Origin of the sequence: Acidovorax sp. Root217 (assembly GCF_001428645.1) — a bacterium.
Classification (GTDB): Bacteria; Pseudomonadota; Gammaproteobacteria; order Burkholderiales; family Burkholderiaceae_C; genus Acidovorax.
Window position 1 is genome coordinate 54,042 of record NZ_LMIH01000034.1, and the last position, 15,931, is coordinate 69,972.

The 15,931-nt window shown below is 66.7% G+C and carries 12 protein-coding genes; 7 read left to right on the plus strand and 5 right to left on the minus strand.

Annotation, left to right across the window (positions count from 1 at the left end):
• Window positions 1-24: 24 nt before the first annotated feature.
• From ASE31_RS25385 to serA, 4 genes are all read right to left on the minus strand, one after another.
• Window positions 25-450 carry a gamma-butyrobetaine hydroxylase-like domain-containing protein gene (locus ASE31_RS25385; protein WP_057205228.1) on the minus strand — a complete coding sequence of 142 codons (426 nt, stop codon included), beginning with the start codon at window positions 448-450 and terminating at the stop codon, window positions 25-27.
• A gap of 101 nt (window positions 451-551) precedes the next feature.
• On the minus strand, window positions 552-986 hold the full coding sequence (locus ASE31_RS25390; RefSeq protein WP_057204917.1) for an HIT family protein: 435 nt from the start codon (window positions 984-986) through the stop codon (window positions 552-554).
• Entirely contained in the window at window positions 983-4,897 is a 3,915-nt protein-coding gene (locus ASE31_RS25395) for an FAD/FMN-binding oxidoreductase (protein ID WP_057204920.1), read from the minus strand. Before ASE31_RS25395 ends, ASE31_RS25390 begins: the two co-directional genes overlap by 4 nt.
• A 121-nt stretch (window positions 4,898-5,018) precedes the next feature.
• Window positions 5,019-6,248, minus strand: coding sequence for a phosphoglycerate dehydrogenase (serA, locus tag ASE31_RS25400; RefSeq protein ID WP_057204923.1), 1,230 nt, complete (start codon window positions 6,246-6,248; stop codon window positions 5,019-5,021).
• A gap of 300 nt (window positions 6,249-6,548) precedes the next feature.
• On the opposite strand from serA, the gene ugpB reads away from it, so the two are divergent.
• The 6 genes from ugpB (at window position 6,549) to ASE31_RS25430 (ending at window position 14,196) form a co-directional block, all read left to right on the plus strand.
• Window positions 6,549-7,859, plus strand: a complete 1,311-nt coding sequence (gene ugpB / locus ASE31_RS25405; RefSeq protein WP_057204926.1) for a sn-glycerol-3-phosphate ABC transporter substrate-binding protein UgpB — start codon at window positions 6,549-6,551, stop codon at window positions 7,857-7,859.
• Between the two features lie 123 nt (window positions 7,860-7,982).
• Window positions 7,983-8,864: a sn-glycerol-3-phosphate ABC transporter permease UgpA gene (gene ugpA / locus ASE31_RS25410; protein ID WP_057204929.1), complete on the plus strand. Its 882-nt coding sequence runs from the start codon at window positions 7,983-7,985 to the stop codon at window positions 8,862-8,864.
• A 2-nt stretch (window positions 8,865-8,866) separates the two neighbouring features.
• Complete coding sequence (ugpE, locus tag ASE31_RS25415; protein WP_057204931.1) at window positions 8,867-9,718, plus strand: sn-glycerol-3-phosphate ABC transporter permease UgpE; 852 nt, start codon at window positions 8,867-8,869, stop codon at window positions 9,716-9,718.
• Between the two features lie 79 nt (window positions 9,719-9,797).
• Window positions 9,798-10,808, plus strand: coding sequence for a sn-glycerol-3-phosphate ABC transporter ATP-binding protein UgpC (gene ugpC / locus ASE31_RS25420; RefSeq protein ID WP_057204933.1), 1,011 nt, complete (start codon window positions 9,798-9,800; stop codon window positions 10,806-10,808).
• 5 nt (window positions 10,809-10,813) lie between these two features.
• The gene (gene ugpQ / locus ASE31_RS25425) at window positions 10,814-11,581 is read left to right on the plus strand and encodes a glycerophosphodiester phosphodiesterase (protein WP_057204937.1); all 768 of its coding nucleotides are present in this window, start codon (window positions 10,814-10,816) and stop codon (window positions 11,579-11,581) included.
• A gap of 71 nt (window positions 11,582-11,652) precedes the next feature.
• Window positions 11,653-14,196 carry a DUF3772 domain-containing protein gene (locus ASE31_RS25430; protein ID WP_057204940.1) on the plus strand — a complete coding sequence of 848 codons (2,544 nt, stop codon included), beginning with the start codon at window positions 11,653-11,655 and terminating at the stop codon, window positions 14,194-14,196.
• Window positions 14,197-14,218: 22 nt separating this feature from the next.
• Here ASE31_RS25430 and ASE31_RS25435 read toward each other — a convergent pair whose 3' ends face one another.
• A complete protein-coding gene (locus ASE31_RS25435) occupies window positions 14,219-14,497 on the minus strand; it encodes a hypothetical protein (protein ID WP_057204943.1) in 279 nt (92 codons plus the stop codon).
• A gap of 73 nt (window positions 14,498-14,570) precedes the next feature.
• Between ASE31_RS25435 and hemA the strand changes: the two genes are divergently transcribed.
• A complete protein-coding gene (hemA, locus tag ASE31_RS25440) occupies window positions 14,571-15,872 on the plus strand; it encodes a glutamyl-tRNA reductase (RefSeq protein WP_057204946.1) in 1,302 nt (433 codons plus the stop codon).
• Window positions 15,873-15,931: the final 59 nt, after the last annotated feature.

Consider the following 15,931-nt stretch of genomic DNA (forward strand, 5'->3'; position numbering starts at 1 on the left):
CACACTGGCCACGCCCTGACAAGGTCAGTGGCTGCTGCAGGCGCTGCCGCCGTGCTCGTGGCCCTTGGGGGCCATGGGCGCATCGCGGTCCACCCCGGCATCGGCCAGCCGACTTTCGTACTGTGCCCACAGCGCGGCCTCCTGCTGGCCCAGCTCGTACAGGTATTCCCAGGTGAAGATGCCCGTGTCATGCCCGTCCGAGAAGATGGGTTTGACGGCGTAGTTGCCGATGGGCTCCAGGCCTTCGAGGGCCACGTCGCGCTTGCCGGTCTGCAGCACCTCCTGGCCGGGCCCGTGGCCCTTCACCTCGGCCGAAGGCGAGTACACGCGCATCAGCTCGAAGGGGATGCGGAATGCCGCGCCGTCCGAGAACACCACTTCGAGCACCCGCGACTTGCCATGCACCGTGAGCGCCTGGGGCGTGGGCGAACCCGCTTTCAAACCTGCCATGGATATCCACCTGTGAAAAACGGCCTTGGCGACGACCGCCAGGCCGGCCTGCATTGTCCCACCCGCAGGCAGCACAGCGTGCAACCCGCTGGGCTGCGCGGTTACTGCAGTGCCTGCAGCGCCGCCACCATGGCGGCCTCGGCCGCCGGCAGGCGCGCACGCAGCGCGGCTTCCTCATCCGCTGGGCCGGGCCGCTGGGCCGCAGCCCACACCGGCGCCGGGAAATGGCTGTCCCAGGCAAAGCGGGCGATCACGTGCCAGTGCAGGTGCGGCACCATGTTGCCCAGGGCCGCCAGATTGACCTTGGTGGGCGCCAGGTGCTGGCGCAATGCCTGCTCCACGGCCGTGACGGCCTCCATGCAGTGCATGCGGTCAGCGGCCGGCAGATCGGAGAACTCGGCCACATGGGCATTCCACACCACGCGGTAGAAGGCCGGAAAGCCGGCTTCTTCCGCGCGAATCACACGCACGCGCGTGCCGCGCCAGACCAGTGTGCCGCCATCGGCGGCGCACAGGGGGCAAATCCCCTGGCTCATACCAGAACCCGCTCGATGCCACCCTGGTTGGCGCGTTCGACGTACTCGGGCATCCAGTTCTCGCCCAGGATCTCGCGTGCCATCTCGACCACGATGTAGTCGGCTTCGAGCAGGCCGTTGCTCAGGTCGTCCTGGTAGCGGTTCAGGCCCTGCAGGCAGCTCGGGCAGCTGGTGAGTATCTTCACGTTGTCCTTCTCGCCCACGGCGCCGCTGGCACGCAGGGTGGCCTCGCCCTTCTTGATCTCTTCTTCCTTGCGAAAGCGCACCTGGGTGGAGATGTCGGGGCGCGTCACGCCCAGCGTGCCCGATTCACCGCAGCAGCGCTCGCTCTTGAGCACCTGCTCGCCCACCAACGCCTTCACGGTCTTCAGGGCGTCCTGCTGCTTCATGGGGTTGTGGCAGGGCTCGTGGTAGAGGTAGGCGCCCTTGCCCTGCAGGGTGATGCCCTTTTCCAGCAGGTACTCGTGGATGTCGATGATGCGGCTGCCCGGGAAGATCTTGTCGAACTCGTAGCCCTGCAGCTGGTCGTAGCAGGTGCCGCAGCTGACCACCACGGTCTTGATATCGAGGTAGTTGAGCGTGTTGGCCACGCGGTGGAAGAGCACCCGGTTGTCGGTGATCATCTTCTCGGCCTTGTCGAACTGACCGCTGCCGCGCTGCGGGTAGCCGCAGCACAGGTAGCCCGGGGGCAGCACGGTCTGCACGCCCGCATGCCAGAGCATGGCCTGCGTGGCCAGGCCCACCTGGCTGAACAGGCGCTCGGAGCCGCAGCCAGGGAAGTAGAACACCGCCTCGGCCTCGGCCGTGGTGGCCTTCGGGTTGCGGATGATGGGGACGTAGTCCTTGTCCTCGATGTCCAGCAGCGCACGCGCGGTGCGCTTGGGCAGGCCGCCGGGCAGCTTCTTGTTGATGAAGTGGACCACCTGCTCCTTGACCGGCGCGGTGCCCACGGTGGCCGGTGGCTTGGCGGTCTGCCTGCGGCCCACCTTGCGCAGCAGCTCGACGGCCATGCGCTGCGCCTTGAAGCCCACGCCGACCATGGCCGAACGCATGAACTTGATGGTCTCGGGGTTGGTGGCGTTGAGCATGGTCATCGCCAGCGCGTTGCCGGGGCGGAAGGTCTTCTTGCCCATCTTGCGCAGCAGGTTGCGCATGTTCATGGTGACGTCGCCGAAGTCGATCTTCACCGGGCAGGGGCTCTCGCACTTGTGGCACACCGTGCAGTGGTCGGCCACGTCCTCGAACTCCTGCCAGTGCTTGATGCTCACGCCGCGGCGGGTCTGCTCCTCGTACAGGAAGGCCTCGACCAGCAGCGAGGTGGCCAGGATCTTGTTGCGCGGGCTGTACAGCAGGTTGGCGCGCGGCACGTGCGTGGCGCACACGGGCTTGCACTTGCCGCAGCGCAGGCAGTCCTTGACGGAATCGGCAATCGCGCCGATGTCGCTCTGCTGCATGATCAGCGACTCGTGTCCCATGAGGCCGAAGCTCGGCGTGTAGGCGTTGGTCAGGTCGGCGTGCAGCAGCGCCGGGTCGCGTGCCTGGCCGCCAGGGGTGGCGTCCATGGCCAGTACCGGCGCGGCATCGCGCAGCAGCTTGCCCTTGTTGAAGCGGCCCTCGGGGTCCACGCGCTGCTTGTATTCGGCGAAGGGACGCAGCTCCTCGTCGGTCAGAAATTCGAGCTTGGTGATGCCGATGCCATGCTCACCCGAGATCACGCCGTCCAGGCTGCGCGCCAGCACCATGATGCGCTCCACCGCGCGGTGCGCAGTCTGCAGCATCTCGTAGTCGTCGCTGTTGACCGGCAGGTTGGTGTGCACATTGCCGTCACCGGCATGCATGTGCAGGGCCACCCAGACGCGACCCTTGAGCACGCGCTTGTGGATGGCCGTGGCCTCGTCGAGGATGGGCTTGAAAGCCGCGCCCGCGAAGATGCCCGAGAGCGGGGCGCGCAACTGGGTCTTCCAGCTCGCGCGCAGGGTGTGGTCCTGCAATTGGGGAAACAGGCTGTCCACGTTCTGCAGCCAGGTGGCCCACAGCGTGCGCACCTCGGCCACCAGGGCGATGGCCTGGGCCACGCGGTCCTCAAGCAGTTCGGCCGAGGGGATCTCGTTGGCGTCGTCCTGCTTGCCGAGGGGCAGGTTGCCGCGCTCGAAGAAGTCGGTGAACGCATCGCACAGCTTGATCTTGTTGCGCAGCGACAGCTCGATGTTGATGCGCTCGATGCCATCGGTGTACTCGGCCATGCGCGGCAGCGGGATCACCACGTCCTCGTTGATCTTGAAGGCGTTGGTGTGCCGGCTGATGGCCGCCGTGCGCTTGCGGTCGAGCCAGAATTTCTTGCGCGCCTCGGGGCTGATGGCGATGAAGCCCTCGCCGTTGCGCGAGTTGGCGATGCGCACCACCTCGCTGGTCACGCGCGCCACCTCGTCGGCGTTGTCGCCCGCGATGTCGCCGATCAGCACCATCTTGGGCAAACCACCGTTACCCTTCTTGCTCTTGGTGGCGTAGCCCACGGCCTTGAGGTAGCGGTCGTCCAGGTGTTCCAGGCCTGCCAGCAGCACGCCGGAGCGCTTTTGCTCGGCGAACATGTAGTCCTTGATCTCAACGATGCTGGGCACCGCATCCTTGGCGTTGCCGAAGAACTCCATGCACACGGTGCGCGTGTGCTCGGGCATGCGGTGCACCACCCAGCGCGCGCTGGTGATCAGGCCGTCGCAACCCTCTTTCTGGATACCGGGCAGGCCCGAGAGGAACTTGTCCGTCACGTCCTTGCCCAGGCCTTCCTTTCGGAAGGTCTTGCCCGGAATGGCCAGGCGCTCGGTGCGCACCGGCGTCTTGCCGTCGGCCTCGAAATACTGCAGCTCGAAGGTGGCGGTCTCCACGTCATGGATCTTGCCCATGTTGTGGTCCATGCGGGTCACTTCGAGCCACTGGGCCTCGGGCGTCACCATGCGCCAGCTGGCCAGGTTGTCCAGGGCAGTACCCCAGAGCACGGCCTTCTTGCCGCCGGCGTTCATGGCGATGTTGCCGCCGATGCACGAAGCCTCGGCGCTGGTCGGGTCCACTGCGAAGACAAAGCCCGCGCGCTCGGCCGCATCGGCCACGCGCTGGGTGACCACGCCGGCCTCGGTCCAGACGGTGCCCACCTCGCTGTCCATGCCCGGCAGGCGGCGCATTTCCACCTCGGTCATGGCTTCGAGCTTCTCGGTGTTGATGACCACACTCTTCCAGGTCAGCGGGATGGCGCCGCCGGTGTAGCCGGTGCCGCCCCCGCGCGGGATGATGGTCAAGCCCAGCTCGATGCAGCCCTTGACCAGCAGGGCCATCTCGACCTCGGTGTCGGGTACCAGCACCACGAACGGGTATTCGACGCGCCAGTCGGTGGCGTCGGTCACGTGGCTCACGCGCGAGAGCCCGTCGAACTTGATGTTGTCCTTGGCCGTCAGGCGCCCCAGCGTGCGCTGGATGCGCCGGCGCAGCTCGGTGGCCTGCACGAAGGTGGCGTTGAACGCGGCCACGGCCTTGCCTGCGGCCTGCACCAGCTCGCCCACCAGGCGGTCACGCCCGGCGTCGTCGCCCGGGGTGCGGCGCTTGTCGATCTCGGCCAGGCGGTGCTGCAGGGCCTCCACCAGCTGCTTGCGCCGGCCGGGGTTGTCCAGCAGGTCGTCCTGCAGGTAGGGGTTGCGCTGCACCACCCAGATGTCGCCCAGCACCTCGTAGAGCATGCGGGCGGATCGCCCGGTGCGCCGTTCCTTGCGCAGTTGATCGAGAACCTCCCAGGCCGGGGACCCCAGCAGGCGAATCACGATCTCCCGGTCGGAGAACGAGGTGTAGTTATAGGGGATCTCGCGCAGACGCACAGGCTCGGCGGCCTGCGTCTGCAAGGCAGCCAACGCTATCGGAACATTCATGGGGGTCTACCTGGGGTGGGCGCTGCGCGCCCATGAGCCTCGGGGGCGTGATTTTACGCCAGAGGCCCGGCGGGCGCAGGGCGGGCCCCTGCCCCACCCCGCGCACCCCCTCAGGCGCCGTTCAGAACAGCACCCGGCTGCGCAGCGTGCCGGTGACGCCAGCCAGCTTGTCCAGCGCCAGGTCGGACGAGGCGGCATCGATGTCGATCACCACGTAGCCGACCTTCTCGTTGGTCTGCAGGTACTGGGCCGAGATGTTGATCTGGTTGTCCGAGAAGATGCGGTTGATTTCGGACAGCACGCCCGGCACATTGCGGTGGATGTGCAGCAGGCGGTGCTTGCCGGGGTGGGCGGGCAGCGCCACCTCGGGGAAGTTGACCGACGAGGTGCTGGTGCCGTTGTCGCTGTATTTCACGAGTTTTTCGGCCACTTCGAGGCCGATGTTGGCCTGCGCCTCCATGGTGGAGCCGCCCACGTGCGGGGTCAGGATCACGTTGTCCAGCCCGCGCAGGGGCGACAGGAACTCGTCCTTGTTGGTGCGCGGCTCCACGGGGAAGACGTCGATGGCGGCGCCCAGCAGCTTGCGCGACTTGAGCGCCTCGGCCAGCGGCTCGATCTCGACCACCGTGCCGCGCGCGGCGTTGATCAGGATGCCGCCCTGCTTCATGGCGGCGATCTCGGCGGCGCCGATCATCCATTGCGTGGAGGGCAGCTCGGGCACGTGCAGGGTCACGATGTCGCTTTGCGCCAGCAGGTCATGCAGCTTGTGCACCTGGCGCGCATTGCCCAGGGGCAGCTTGTTGACCACGTCGAAGAAGGCCACGTGCATGCCCAGGGCCTCGGCCAGTACCGACAGCTGCGTGCCGATGGAGCCGTAGCCGACGATGCCCAGGGTCTTGCCGCGGATCTCATAGGCGTTGTCGGCCGACTTGAGCCAGCCGCCACGGTGCGCCACGGCGTTCTTCTCGGGCACGCCGCGCAGCAGCAGGATGGCTTCGGCCAGCACCAGCTCGGCCACGGAGCGGGTGTTGGAATACGGGGCGTTGAATACGGCGATGCCGCGCTCGCGCGCTGCATCGAGGTCCACTTGGTTGGTGCCTATGCAAAAGCACCCCACGGCCACGAGCTTGCTGGCCTTGGCGAAGACTTCCTCGGTCAGCTGGGTGCGCGAGCGGATGCCCAGAAAATGCACATCGGCGATCTTGGCCTTCAACTCCTCGTCGGACAGGGCCCCGGAGATGGTTTCAATCTGGGTGTAGCCTGCGGAGCGCAGCACGTCCACCGCGGACGGGTGGATGCCTTCGAGCAGCAGGAATTTGATCTTGTTCTTGTCCAGAGAGTTGTTGGCCATGGCAGTTGGTGGTTGCGTATGAAATCGGAACAGGTCAGGGCATGCGGCCGCGCACCGGATGTGTGCAGCGCATGCACCCACTATGCACCAAGGATGGTGCAATGCACAAAACCTTGCAGGGCTCCGTGAATGGCAAAATGCTGTCACAAAAGCGTCACAATTGGACACATTGCAACCTGTGCAAGGGGATTTCCCCAGTTGTGACCACTACAGTGCTGTGCGACAACGACACATCACTGTCACAAGGGGTGCCTAGCATCCGCCCTTTGTGCATTTCGCCATCCCCGGAAGGAACCATCCATGCAACTCAAGCACCTGGCACTGTCTGCTGCCGTCGCCCTGTCCGTCTGCGCGCCCGCGCAGGCCCAACAAGTAGAAATCCAATGGTGGCACTCCATGAGCGCTGCCCTGGGTGACTGGGTGAACGACCTGGCCAAGCAGTACAACGCCAGCCAGACCAAGTACAAGGTCGTCCCCACGTACAAGGGCACGTATGACGAATCGATGACCGGTGCGGTCGCGGCCTTCCGCGCGGGCAATGCCCCCCACATCATCCAGGTGTTCGAAGTGGGTACCGCCACCATGATGGCCAGCAAGGGCGCCATCGTGCCGGCGGCCAAGGTGCTCAACGACGGCGGCTTCAAGTTCGACCCGACCCAGTACGTGTCGGCCGTGGCCGGCTACTACACGGCGCCCAACGGCCAGATGCTGAGCTACCCGCTCAACAGCTCCACCACCATCTTCTACTACAACAAGGACGCCTTCAAGAAAGCCGGCCTGGACGCCGACAAGCCGCCCAAGACCTGGCCCGAAGTGTTCGCTGCCGCCTCCAAGCTCAAGGCCAGCGGCCACAGCTGCCCCTTCACCACCAGCTGGATCAGCTGGACGCAGCTGGAAAGCTTCTCGCTGTGGCACAACACGCTGTTCGCATCCAAGAACAACGGTTTTGACGGCAACGACGCCCAGCTGCAGATCAACACGCCGCTGCATGTGCGCCACTTCGAGAACCTGGCCAAGGCATCCAAGGACGGCAGCTTCGTCTACAAGGGCCGTGCCAACGCGCCAGACGCATCCTTCCCATCGGGTGAGTGCGCCATGATCACCGGTTCGTCGGGCCTGTACGCCCGCGTGGCCAAAGAAGCCAAGTTTGCCTATGGCATCGCTCCCCTGCCCTACTACGACGACGTGAAGGGCGCGCCCCAGAACACCGCCATCGGCGGCGCCAGTCTGTGGGTGATGTCTGGCAAGAAGGCCGAGGAGTACAAGGGCGTGGCCGACTTCCTGAACTTCCTGAACGACACCAAGGTGCAGGCCGCCAGCCACCAGCGCACCGGCTACCTGCCCGTGACCACGGCAGCCTACAAGCTGACCGAAGCCTCCGGTTTCTATGAAAAGAACCCCGGCACCGACGTGGCCGTGACGCAGATGATCCGCAAGGCCACCGACAAGTCGCGCGGCATCCGTTTGGGCAATTTCGTGCAGATCCGCACCATCATCGACGAGGAAACCGAACAGATCTGGTCCGGCAAGAAGTCCCCCAAGGAAGCCCTGGACGCCGCAACCACCCGCGGTAACGAGCAACTGGTGCGCTTCGCACGCGCCAACAAGTAAGCGCTCTCCGAGCGCTCATGGCAGCAGCCCCGGCACACCGGCCGGGGCGCTGCCGAAAGCCCGCCTCCCGCGCAAACCGACCCGGTTTGCTGGGTGGCGGGTTGTCTTTTTGAGAGTCTGGACATGGAAAAACGCGTTCTCTTCCGCTCTGCGTGGCTGCCGTGGGTGCTTCTGGCACCCCAGCTGGTCATCATCAGCGTCTTCTTCTTCTGGCCTGCGGGCCAGGCCCTGGTGCAGTCGTTCCAGGTGCAGGACACCTTCGGCTTCTCCAACGAGTGGGTGGGCTTCGACAACTTCAAGGCCCTGTTCCAGGACGAGGGTTACCTGGCCTCGTTCAAGACCACGGCGTTTTTCTCCATCCTGGTGGCGGTCAGCGGCATCAGCCTGTCCCTGATCCTGGCCATCTTTGCCGACCGTATCGTGAAGGGCGCCCTGGCGTACAAGACCGCGCTGCTGCTGCCCTATGCCGTGGCCCCGGCCGTGGCCGGCGTGCTGTGGATGTTCATGTTCTCGCCCTCGCTCGGCGTGGTGACGTACATGCTGCGCCAGTCGGGCTTCAACTGGAACCACATGCTCAACTCCGACCACGCCATGGCGCTGATCGTGGTGGCAGCCGTGTGGAAGCAGATCTCCTACAACTTCCTGTTCTTCCTGGCGGGCCTGCAGTCCATCCCCAAGTCGCTCATCGAAGCCGCCGCCATCGATGGGGCCGGCCCCTGGCGCCGGTTCTGGAGCATCCAGTTCCCGCTGCTTTCGCCCACCACGTTCTTCCTGCTGGTGATCAACGTGGTCTACGCCTTCTTCGATACCTTCGCCATCGTGGACTCGACCACGCAGGGCGGCCCGGGCCGTGACACCTCGATCCTGGTCTACAAGGTGTATTACGACGGCTTCAAGGCCATGGACATGGGCGGCTCGGCCGCGCAGTCGGTGGTGCTGATGTTCATCGTGGTGACCCTGACGGTGATCCAGTTCCGCTATGTAGAAAAGAAAGTGCAGTACTGACCATGGTAGAGCGCAGTCCCTATCTCAAACTCTTCTCGCACCTGATCATGGTGCTGGGGGTGATCATTGTCGGCTTCCCGCTGTACCTGGCGTTCGTGGCCTCCACGCACACGGCCCAGGACATCGTGCAGGCGCCCATGCCCCTGCTGCCCGGCAGCAATTTCTGGCAGACCTACCACGACACGCTGTTCGGCGGCGGCTCGGGCGCAGGCTCCACCGCACCCGTTGCGCGCATGATGTGGGTGAGCTTCGTCACCGCCATCGTGATCACCGTGGGCAAGATCGCGATCTCGCTGCTGTCGGCTTTCGCCATCGTGTACTTCCGCTTTCCCTTCAAGGGCATCTGCTTCTGGCTGATCTTCATCACGCTGATGCTGCCGGTGGAAGTGCGCATCGGGCCCACCTACCAGGTGGTGTCCAACCTGGGCATGCTCAACAGCTATGCGGGCCTGACGGTGCCGCTGATCGCCTCGGCCACGGCCACCTTCCTGTTCCGCCAGTTCTTCCTCACGGTGCCGGACGAGCTGGTGGAGGCCGCCCGCGTGGACGGCGCCGGACCCATGCGCTTCTTCAAGGACATCCTGGTGCCGCTGTCGCGCACCTCGATCGCCGCGCTGTTCGTGATCCAGTTCATCTACGGCTGGAACCAGTACCTCTGGCCGCTGCTGGTGACCACCTCGGAAGACATGTACCCCGTGGTGATCGGCATCAAGCGCATGATCGCCGGCGGTGATACCGGCAACGAATGGAACATCGTGATGGCCACGGCCCTCTTGGCCATGCTGCCGCCCGCGCTGGTGGTGGTGTTCATGCAGCGCTGGTTCGTCAAGGGCCTGGTCGATACCGAAAAGTAAGGCGACCACCCCGCAACCCAATGACCGTGGCGGCCACCCACCCGTGCCGCCCAGACACAACCCAGATCCCAAAGTTGTTATGGCATCCATCTCCCTTCGCAATATCGTCAAGCGCTACGGCACCGGCCCCAAGGCCAACCAGGTCATCCATGGCGTGAACGCCGAGGTCAAGGACGGCGAGTTCGTCGTCATCGTCGGCCCTTCGGGCTGCGGCAAATCCACCCTGCTGCGCATGGTGGCGGGCCTCGAAGAAATCTCCGGCGGAGAGCTGCGCATCGGCGACCGCGTGGTGAACGACCTGGAACCGGCCCAGCGCGACATCGCCATGGTGTTCCAGAACTACGCGCTCTACCCGCACATGACGAACTTCGAGAACATGGCCTATGGCCTGAAGATCGCCAAGGTGCCCAAGGACGAGATCAAGGCGCGCGTGGACAAGGCCGCCAAGATCCTGGAGCTGGGTCACCTGCTCGAGCGCAAGCCGCGCGAACTCTCGGGCGGCCAGCGCCAGCGCGTGGCCATGGGCCGCGCCATCGTGCGCCAGCCCCAGGTGTTCCTGTTCGACGAGCCGCTGTCCAACCTGGACGCCAAGCTGCGCGCCCAGACGCGCCTGGAGATCCAGAAGCTGCACCGCGAGCTGGGCATCACCAGCCTGTTCGTGACCCACGACCAGGTCGAAGCCATGACGCTGGCTGAACGCATGATCGTGATGAACGCCGGCAACATGGAGCAGTTCGGCACGCCCGAAGAGGTCTACCACACGCCAGCCTCGACCTTCGTGGCCAGCTTCATCGGCTCGCCACCCATGAACCTGCTCAAGAACGCACCGAGCGGCAAGCCCGGCACCATCCTGGGCATCCGCCCCGAACACCTGGACGTGCGCAGCGAGGGCTGGGAAGTCACGGTGGAAACCGTGGAGCTGCTGGGCGCCGAGCGCCTGATCTACGGCCGCGTACACGGCGAGCAGCTCATCGTGCGCGTAGAAGAAGGCACGCATTCGCCAGCACCCAACGCGGTCATCCACGTCGTGCCGCGCGCCGACCGCCTGCACGCCTTCGACGTCTCCACGGGCAAGCGCATTCCGGGCTGAGCGCCATGAGTGACGCGCCAACCAAGGCCGACGCGACCTCCGCCTGGCCCTACCCGCGCTGGATCGCGCACCGCGGCGCGGGCAAACTCGCGCCCGAGAACACCCTGGCAGCGTTTCGCCTCGGGGCCCAGCATGGCTACCGCATGTTCGAATGCGACGCCAAGCTCAGCCGCGACGGCGTGCCCTTCCTGATGCACGACGCCACGCTGCAGCGCACGACCAATGGCCAGGGCACCGGCGGCGACCTGGACTGGAGCGCCCTGTCCCAGCTCGACGCCGGTGGCTGGCATTCGCGCGCCCATGCGGGCGAGCCCCTGCCTACCCTGGAGGCCCTGGCGCGCTACTGCATCGCCAATGCCTACTTCCTGAACATCGAGATCAAGCCCACGCCCGGACTGGAAGAGACCACTGGCCGCGTGGTGGCCGAGACCGCCGCCCGCCTGTGGCAGGGCCAGGCCGTGCCGCCGCTGCTGTCGTCCTTCCAGCCAGCCGCGCTGGCGAGCGCGCGCGCCATGGCGCCGCATCTGCCGCGCGCACTGCTGGTCGATGTGCACCGCCAGGGCTTCGTGGACGAAGCCCACGGCCTGGGTTGCGTGGCCATCGTCTGCAACCACGCGCTGTGGGATGCCGCGCTGGTGGCCACCGTGCATGGCCAGGGCATGCGCACGCTGAGCTACACCGTGAACGACCCCTGGGCCGCGCAGCGCCTGATCGCACTGGGCACGGACGGCATCATCACCGACCGGGTCGATCTGTTCAGCCCTGCGGGCTGACCCACCGTTCCAGCCTGCCGGGCTGGAACACTCTCTCACAAGTGGTGCGGTGGGCACGCCACAATGCACGCATGACATTGCACCGCTTCCGTGACCGCCTTGCGGCCTGCACGGCCTTCCTTCCTGCGCCTTGGCATTCCGGCCGCCTGACCGGCCTGCTGCGGGTCGCCCTCCTGGCGCTGCTGATCGGACCGCTCGCCCTCCCGTCCACCTGGGCCCAGGGCCGTGGAGCCACGGCACCCGCCGCCGCGGCCAGCAGCGCCGCCGGCGAAAAGCCCGAACTGCCCAGCGTGGATGCGCTGCGCGAGCGCTTCGATGCCATCCCCGCCAAGATCGGCGAAGACGACGACTACCGCCAATGGCTCAGCGATGTCTCGGCCATCGGTACGGCCGCGAACCAGGTGGCCGCGCGGCGCGCCGAGGCGCTGGCGGACGTCGACTCCCGGCTCGCGGGCCTGGGCCCCGCGCCGGACAAGGGCGCATCGGCCGAGGCGCCGGACGTGGCGCAGCAGCGCAGCGCGCTGACCAAGGAGCGCAGCGGCATCGACTCCGAGCTCAAGCTGGCGCGCCTGATCGCGGTGGATGCCGAGCAGCGCAGCGCCGACATCATCCGCCAGCGGCGCGAGCTGTTCCAGACGGCGCTGACGACACGCATCGACTCGCCGCTGACCGGCACCTTCTGGCGCAATGTGCGCAGCTCGTTCCCCAGCGACTGGATGCGCCTGCAGTCCCTGGGCTACGAAATGCAGGAGGCGGTGGAAAAAGCCTGGGAGCCCCGGCACCGCACAGGCTTTGCAGTGAGCCTGGCCATGGCGCTCTTCGTGGCCATGGCCGGCACCTGGCTGGCAGAACGCCTGCTGCTGCGCCTGGCCCCGGCCCGCCTGCCGCAGGGCCGGCTGCGCCGCTCGCTGCTGGCCTTTGCCTCGGTGGTGGTGCACACCCTGCTGCTCGGGCTGGCGGCGCAACTGGCGTGGAGCAGCCTCACGGTGGACGGCGGCCTGGGCCCGCGCCTGCAGGCGCTTGAGCGGGCCACCATGCAACTGGTGGTGTTCGCCGCCTTCATGATCGCGCTGGGCCATGCGCTGATCTCGCGCAAGCGCAGCTCCTGGCGCCTCACGGCCCTGTCGGACGAGCTGGCCACGCGCCTGGCCCCCTACCCCTGGTGGATGGCGCTCACGGCCCTGCTGGGCGGGCTCATCATCGAGGTCAACCGCGTGGTGGGCGCCAGCCTTTCGGCCGAGGTGTCAGCGCACACCCTGTCGGCCCTGCTGATGGCGCTGGTCATCCTGTGCGCCCTGCGCCACCTGCGCGCGCCGGCGGCTGCGCAGCCGGCCACCGGAGACGCGCCAGCCACTGAAATCCCTGCGCAGGAGCCGCCGACCACGCCCCGGCCTATCTGGGTGGGCCTGCTGGTGGCAGCGGCAGCCGCCACGGCCTGCGCCATCTTGCTGCTGCTGGTGCTGGGCTTTGTGGCCCTGGCCCACATGCTGGCCGGCCAGATGGTCTGGACCGGGGTGGTGTTCGCCACCACCTACCTCCTGTTCGAGCTGGTGGAAGACCTGGCGCAGGCCGTGCTGTCCTCGCGCGGAGGCTTCGGCCAGCGCCTGCACAAGGGCCTGGGCATCGATGGCAAGCTGCTGGACCAGAGCGCCGTGGTGGCCTCGGGTGCGCTGCGCGTGGTGCTGCTGTTCTACATGGTGATTGCCCTGCTGGCCCCGCTGGGCACGGCACCGGACGAAGTGTTCCGCCGCGGTGGCAGCGTGAACCAGACCCTGCAGGTGGGCAGCGTCACGCTGGCGCCGCAGGCCCTGCTGACGGCACTGGCGATCGCCTGCGCCGGCTTCGTGATGATCCGCATCTTGAAGCGCTGGCTCAGCGACCAGTTCTTTCCGAACACTTCGCTGGAGCCCGGCATGCGCAGCTCCATCGTCACCCTGCTGGGCTATGTGGGCGGTGTGGCAGTGGTCGCGGTGGCGCTGGCGGGCCTGGGCATCAGCGTGGAGCGCATCGCCTGGGTGGCCAGCGCCCTTTCGGTGGGTATCGGCTTCGGGCTGCAGGCCATCGTGCAGAACTTCATCTCGGGCCTGATCCTGCTGGCCGAGCGGCCGGTGCGCGTGGGCGACTGGGTAGTGCTGGGCGAGACCGAGGGCGACGTGCGCCGCGTGAACGTGCGCGCCACCGAGATCCAGCTCGGCGACCGCTCCACCGTGATCGTGCCCAACTCCGAGTTCATCACCAAGACCGTGCGCAACATGACGCTCACCGGCGCCCCCGGGCGCGTGCTGCTGCGCTTGCCGGCACCGCTCGATACCGATGCCCAGCGCATGCGCGAGGTGATTCTGGCGGCCTTCACGGCCCACGAAGGGATCATGGCCGACCCCGAGCCCATCGTGCAGCTCGAAGGCATCCTGAACGGCACGCTGACCTTTCTGGCGATCGGCTACGTGAGCAACCCGCGCAATGCGGGCGGGGTGCGCAGCGACCTGCTGTTCTCCATCCTGGACAGCCTGCGCGATGCGGGCCTGGCGCTGTCACCACCCGCTACAACGGCCATCACGCATGGAACCCGTGCCCAAGGGGCAGATACGCCGCTGGCGCCGGTCGCACAGGCCTGATCGGCCTGCGAGAAAAGGGGGCTCAGCCCCTCCAGCTCTTGCCCATGGCCCACTGGCAGGTGGCGCAGGCCAGCACCAGCGCGGCATAGGTCGCCATCTTGCCGTCGCGGCCCAGCAGCACCAGGCCGGCCAGCAGCACGGCGCTGCCCACTGCGAATTGGATAGCAGCCTGGGCCCATGTGGCGCGGTATGCGTTGGATTTCCAGCTCAACAGGCGCGCGCCCAGCACCATCAGCACGGCCATGGCGGCAGCGGGCGCGAGGAAATTCAGCAGGTGGTTCAGCGTGTCCAGAGGACCCATAGGAATTGACCCAGATCAAGGCTTTCCCAGGCAGTTGTACCGGGATGTGCCAACAATTTTATAATCAGCGTCTATGGCAGTCTGGGCCCTCGGCATCAACCACACCACCGCGCCCCTCGATTTGCGCGGCAGGTTCGCGTTCGCGCTCGATCAGATCGCCCCCACGCTGCACGGCCTGCGCCAGTCGCTGGGCCAGGAAAGCCGCCACCCCGGTGTGGAAACCGCGATCATTTCCACCTGCAACCGCACCGAGATCTACTGCGCGGGTGAGCAGGCGGCCATCGACCATACCCTGGGTTGGCTGGCGCAAAGCGGCGGCGTGAGCCCGGCGTTGCTGCGCTCGCACTCCTATTCGCTCGAAGACAGCCTGGTGGCGCGCCATGCCTTCCGCGTGGCCAGCGGCCTTGACTCCATGGTGCTGGGCGAAGCCCAGATCCTGGGCCAGATGAAGGACGCCGTGCGCGCCGCCGAGACCGCCGGAGCCCTGGGCACCACCCTGAACCAGCTGTTCCAGCGCAGCTTTGCCGTGGCCAAGGAAGTGCGCACCTCCACCGAGATCGGCGCGCACAGCATCAGCATGGCGGCTGCCGCCGTGCGCCTGGCGGGCCAGCTGTTCGAAGACCTGGGCAAGACCCGCGTGCTCTTCGTGGGCGCGGGCGAAATGATCGAACTGTGCGCCATCCACTTCGCGGCCAAGAACCCCAAGCAGATCGCGATTGCCAACCGCACGCTGGAGCGCGGCGAAAAGCTCGCCACGCGCTTTGGCGGCGAGGTCATGCGCCTGGCCGACCTGCCCGAGCGGCTGCACGAGTTCGACGCGGTGATCAGCTGCACGGCCAGCAGCCTGCCCATCATCGGCCTCGGAGCCGTGGAGCGCGCGCTCAAGAAGCGCCGCCACCGCCCCATGTTCATGGTCGACCTGGCGGTGCCGCGTGACATCGAGCCCGAGGTCAAGGCCCTGGGCGACGTCTACCTGTACACCGTGGACGACCTGGCCAGCGTGGTGCAGACGGCCCAGGCCAACCGCCAGGCGGCCGTGGAGCAGGCCGAGGCCATCATCGATGCCGGTGTGCAGAGCTTCATGCATTGGATGGACCAGCGCCATCCCGAAGGCGGCGTGGTGCCCCTGATCCGGCAGCTCAACGCCCAGACCGACAGCTGGCGCGCGGCCGAGATCGCGCGCGCCAAGAAGCTGCTGGCGCGTGGCGAGGACGTGGACGCGGTGCTGGAAGCCCTGTCGCGCGGCATCACGCAGAAGATGCTGCACGGCACCATGGCCGAGCTGCATGCGGGCGACGCCGAGATGCGCGCCCAGACGGCACAGACCGTCTCGCGCCTGTTCCTGCGCTCGCAAAGCAAGAACAGCGGCCTGTAGCGGCGCCCTCCGCTCCACCAGGCACGTTGCCCGCCGCAAGGGCAGCGCCCGCTGCGAAC

Bases quoted from the DNA above. Each gene is read 5' to 3' on its own strand.
- ASE31_RS25385 (WP_057205228.1), bottom strand. From the start codon at position 450: ATGGCAGGTTTGAAAGCGGGTTCGCCCACGCCCCAGGCGCTCACGGTG.
- ASE31_RS25390 (WP_057204917.1), bottom strand. From the start codon at position 986: ATGAGCCAGGGGATTTGCCCCCTGTGCGCCGCCGATGGCGGCACACTG.
- ASE31_RS25395 (WP_057204920.1), bottom strand. From the start codon at position 4,897: ATGAATGTTCCGATAGCGTTGGCTGCCTTGCAGACGCAGGCCGCCGAG.
- serA (WP_057204923.1), bottom strand. From the start codon at position 6,248: ATGGCCAACAACTCTCTGGACAAGAACAAGATCAAATTCCTGCTGCTC.
- ugpB (WP_057204926.1), top strand. From the start codon at position 6,549: ATGCAACTCAAGCACCTGGCACTGTCTGCTGCCGTCGCCCTGTCCGTC.
- ugpA (WP_057204929.1), top strand. From the start codon at position 7,983: ATGGAAAAACGCGTTCTCTTCCGCTCTGCGTGGCTGCCGTGGGTGCTT.
- ugpE (WP_057204931.1), top strand. From the start codon at position 8,867: ATGGTAGAGCGCAGTCCCTATCTCAAACTCTTCTCGCACCTGATCATG.
- ugpC (WP_057204933.1), top strand. From the start codon at position 9,798: ATGGCATCCATCTCCCTTCGCAATATCGTCAAGCGCTACGGCACCGGC.
- ugpQ (WP_057204937.1), top strand. From the start codon at position 10,814: ATGAGTGACGCGCCAACCAAGGCCGACGCGACCTCCGCCTGGCCCTAC.
- ASE31_RS25430 (WP_057204940.1), top strand. From the start codon at position 11,653: ATGACATTGCACCGCTTCCGTGACCGCCTTGCGGCCTGCACGGCCTTC.
- ASE31_RS25435 (WP_057204943.1), bottom strand. From the start codon at position 14,497: ATGGGTCCTCTGGACACGCTGAACCACCTGCTGAATTTCCTCGCGCCC.
- hemA (WP_057204946.1), top strand. From the start codon at position 14,571: ATGGCAGTCTGGGCCCTCGGCATCAACCACACCACCGCGCCCCTCGAT.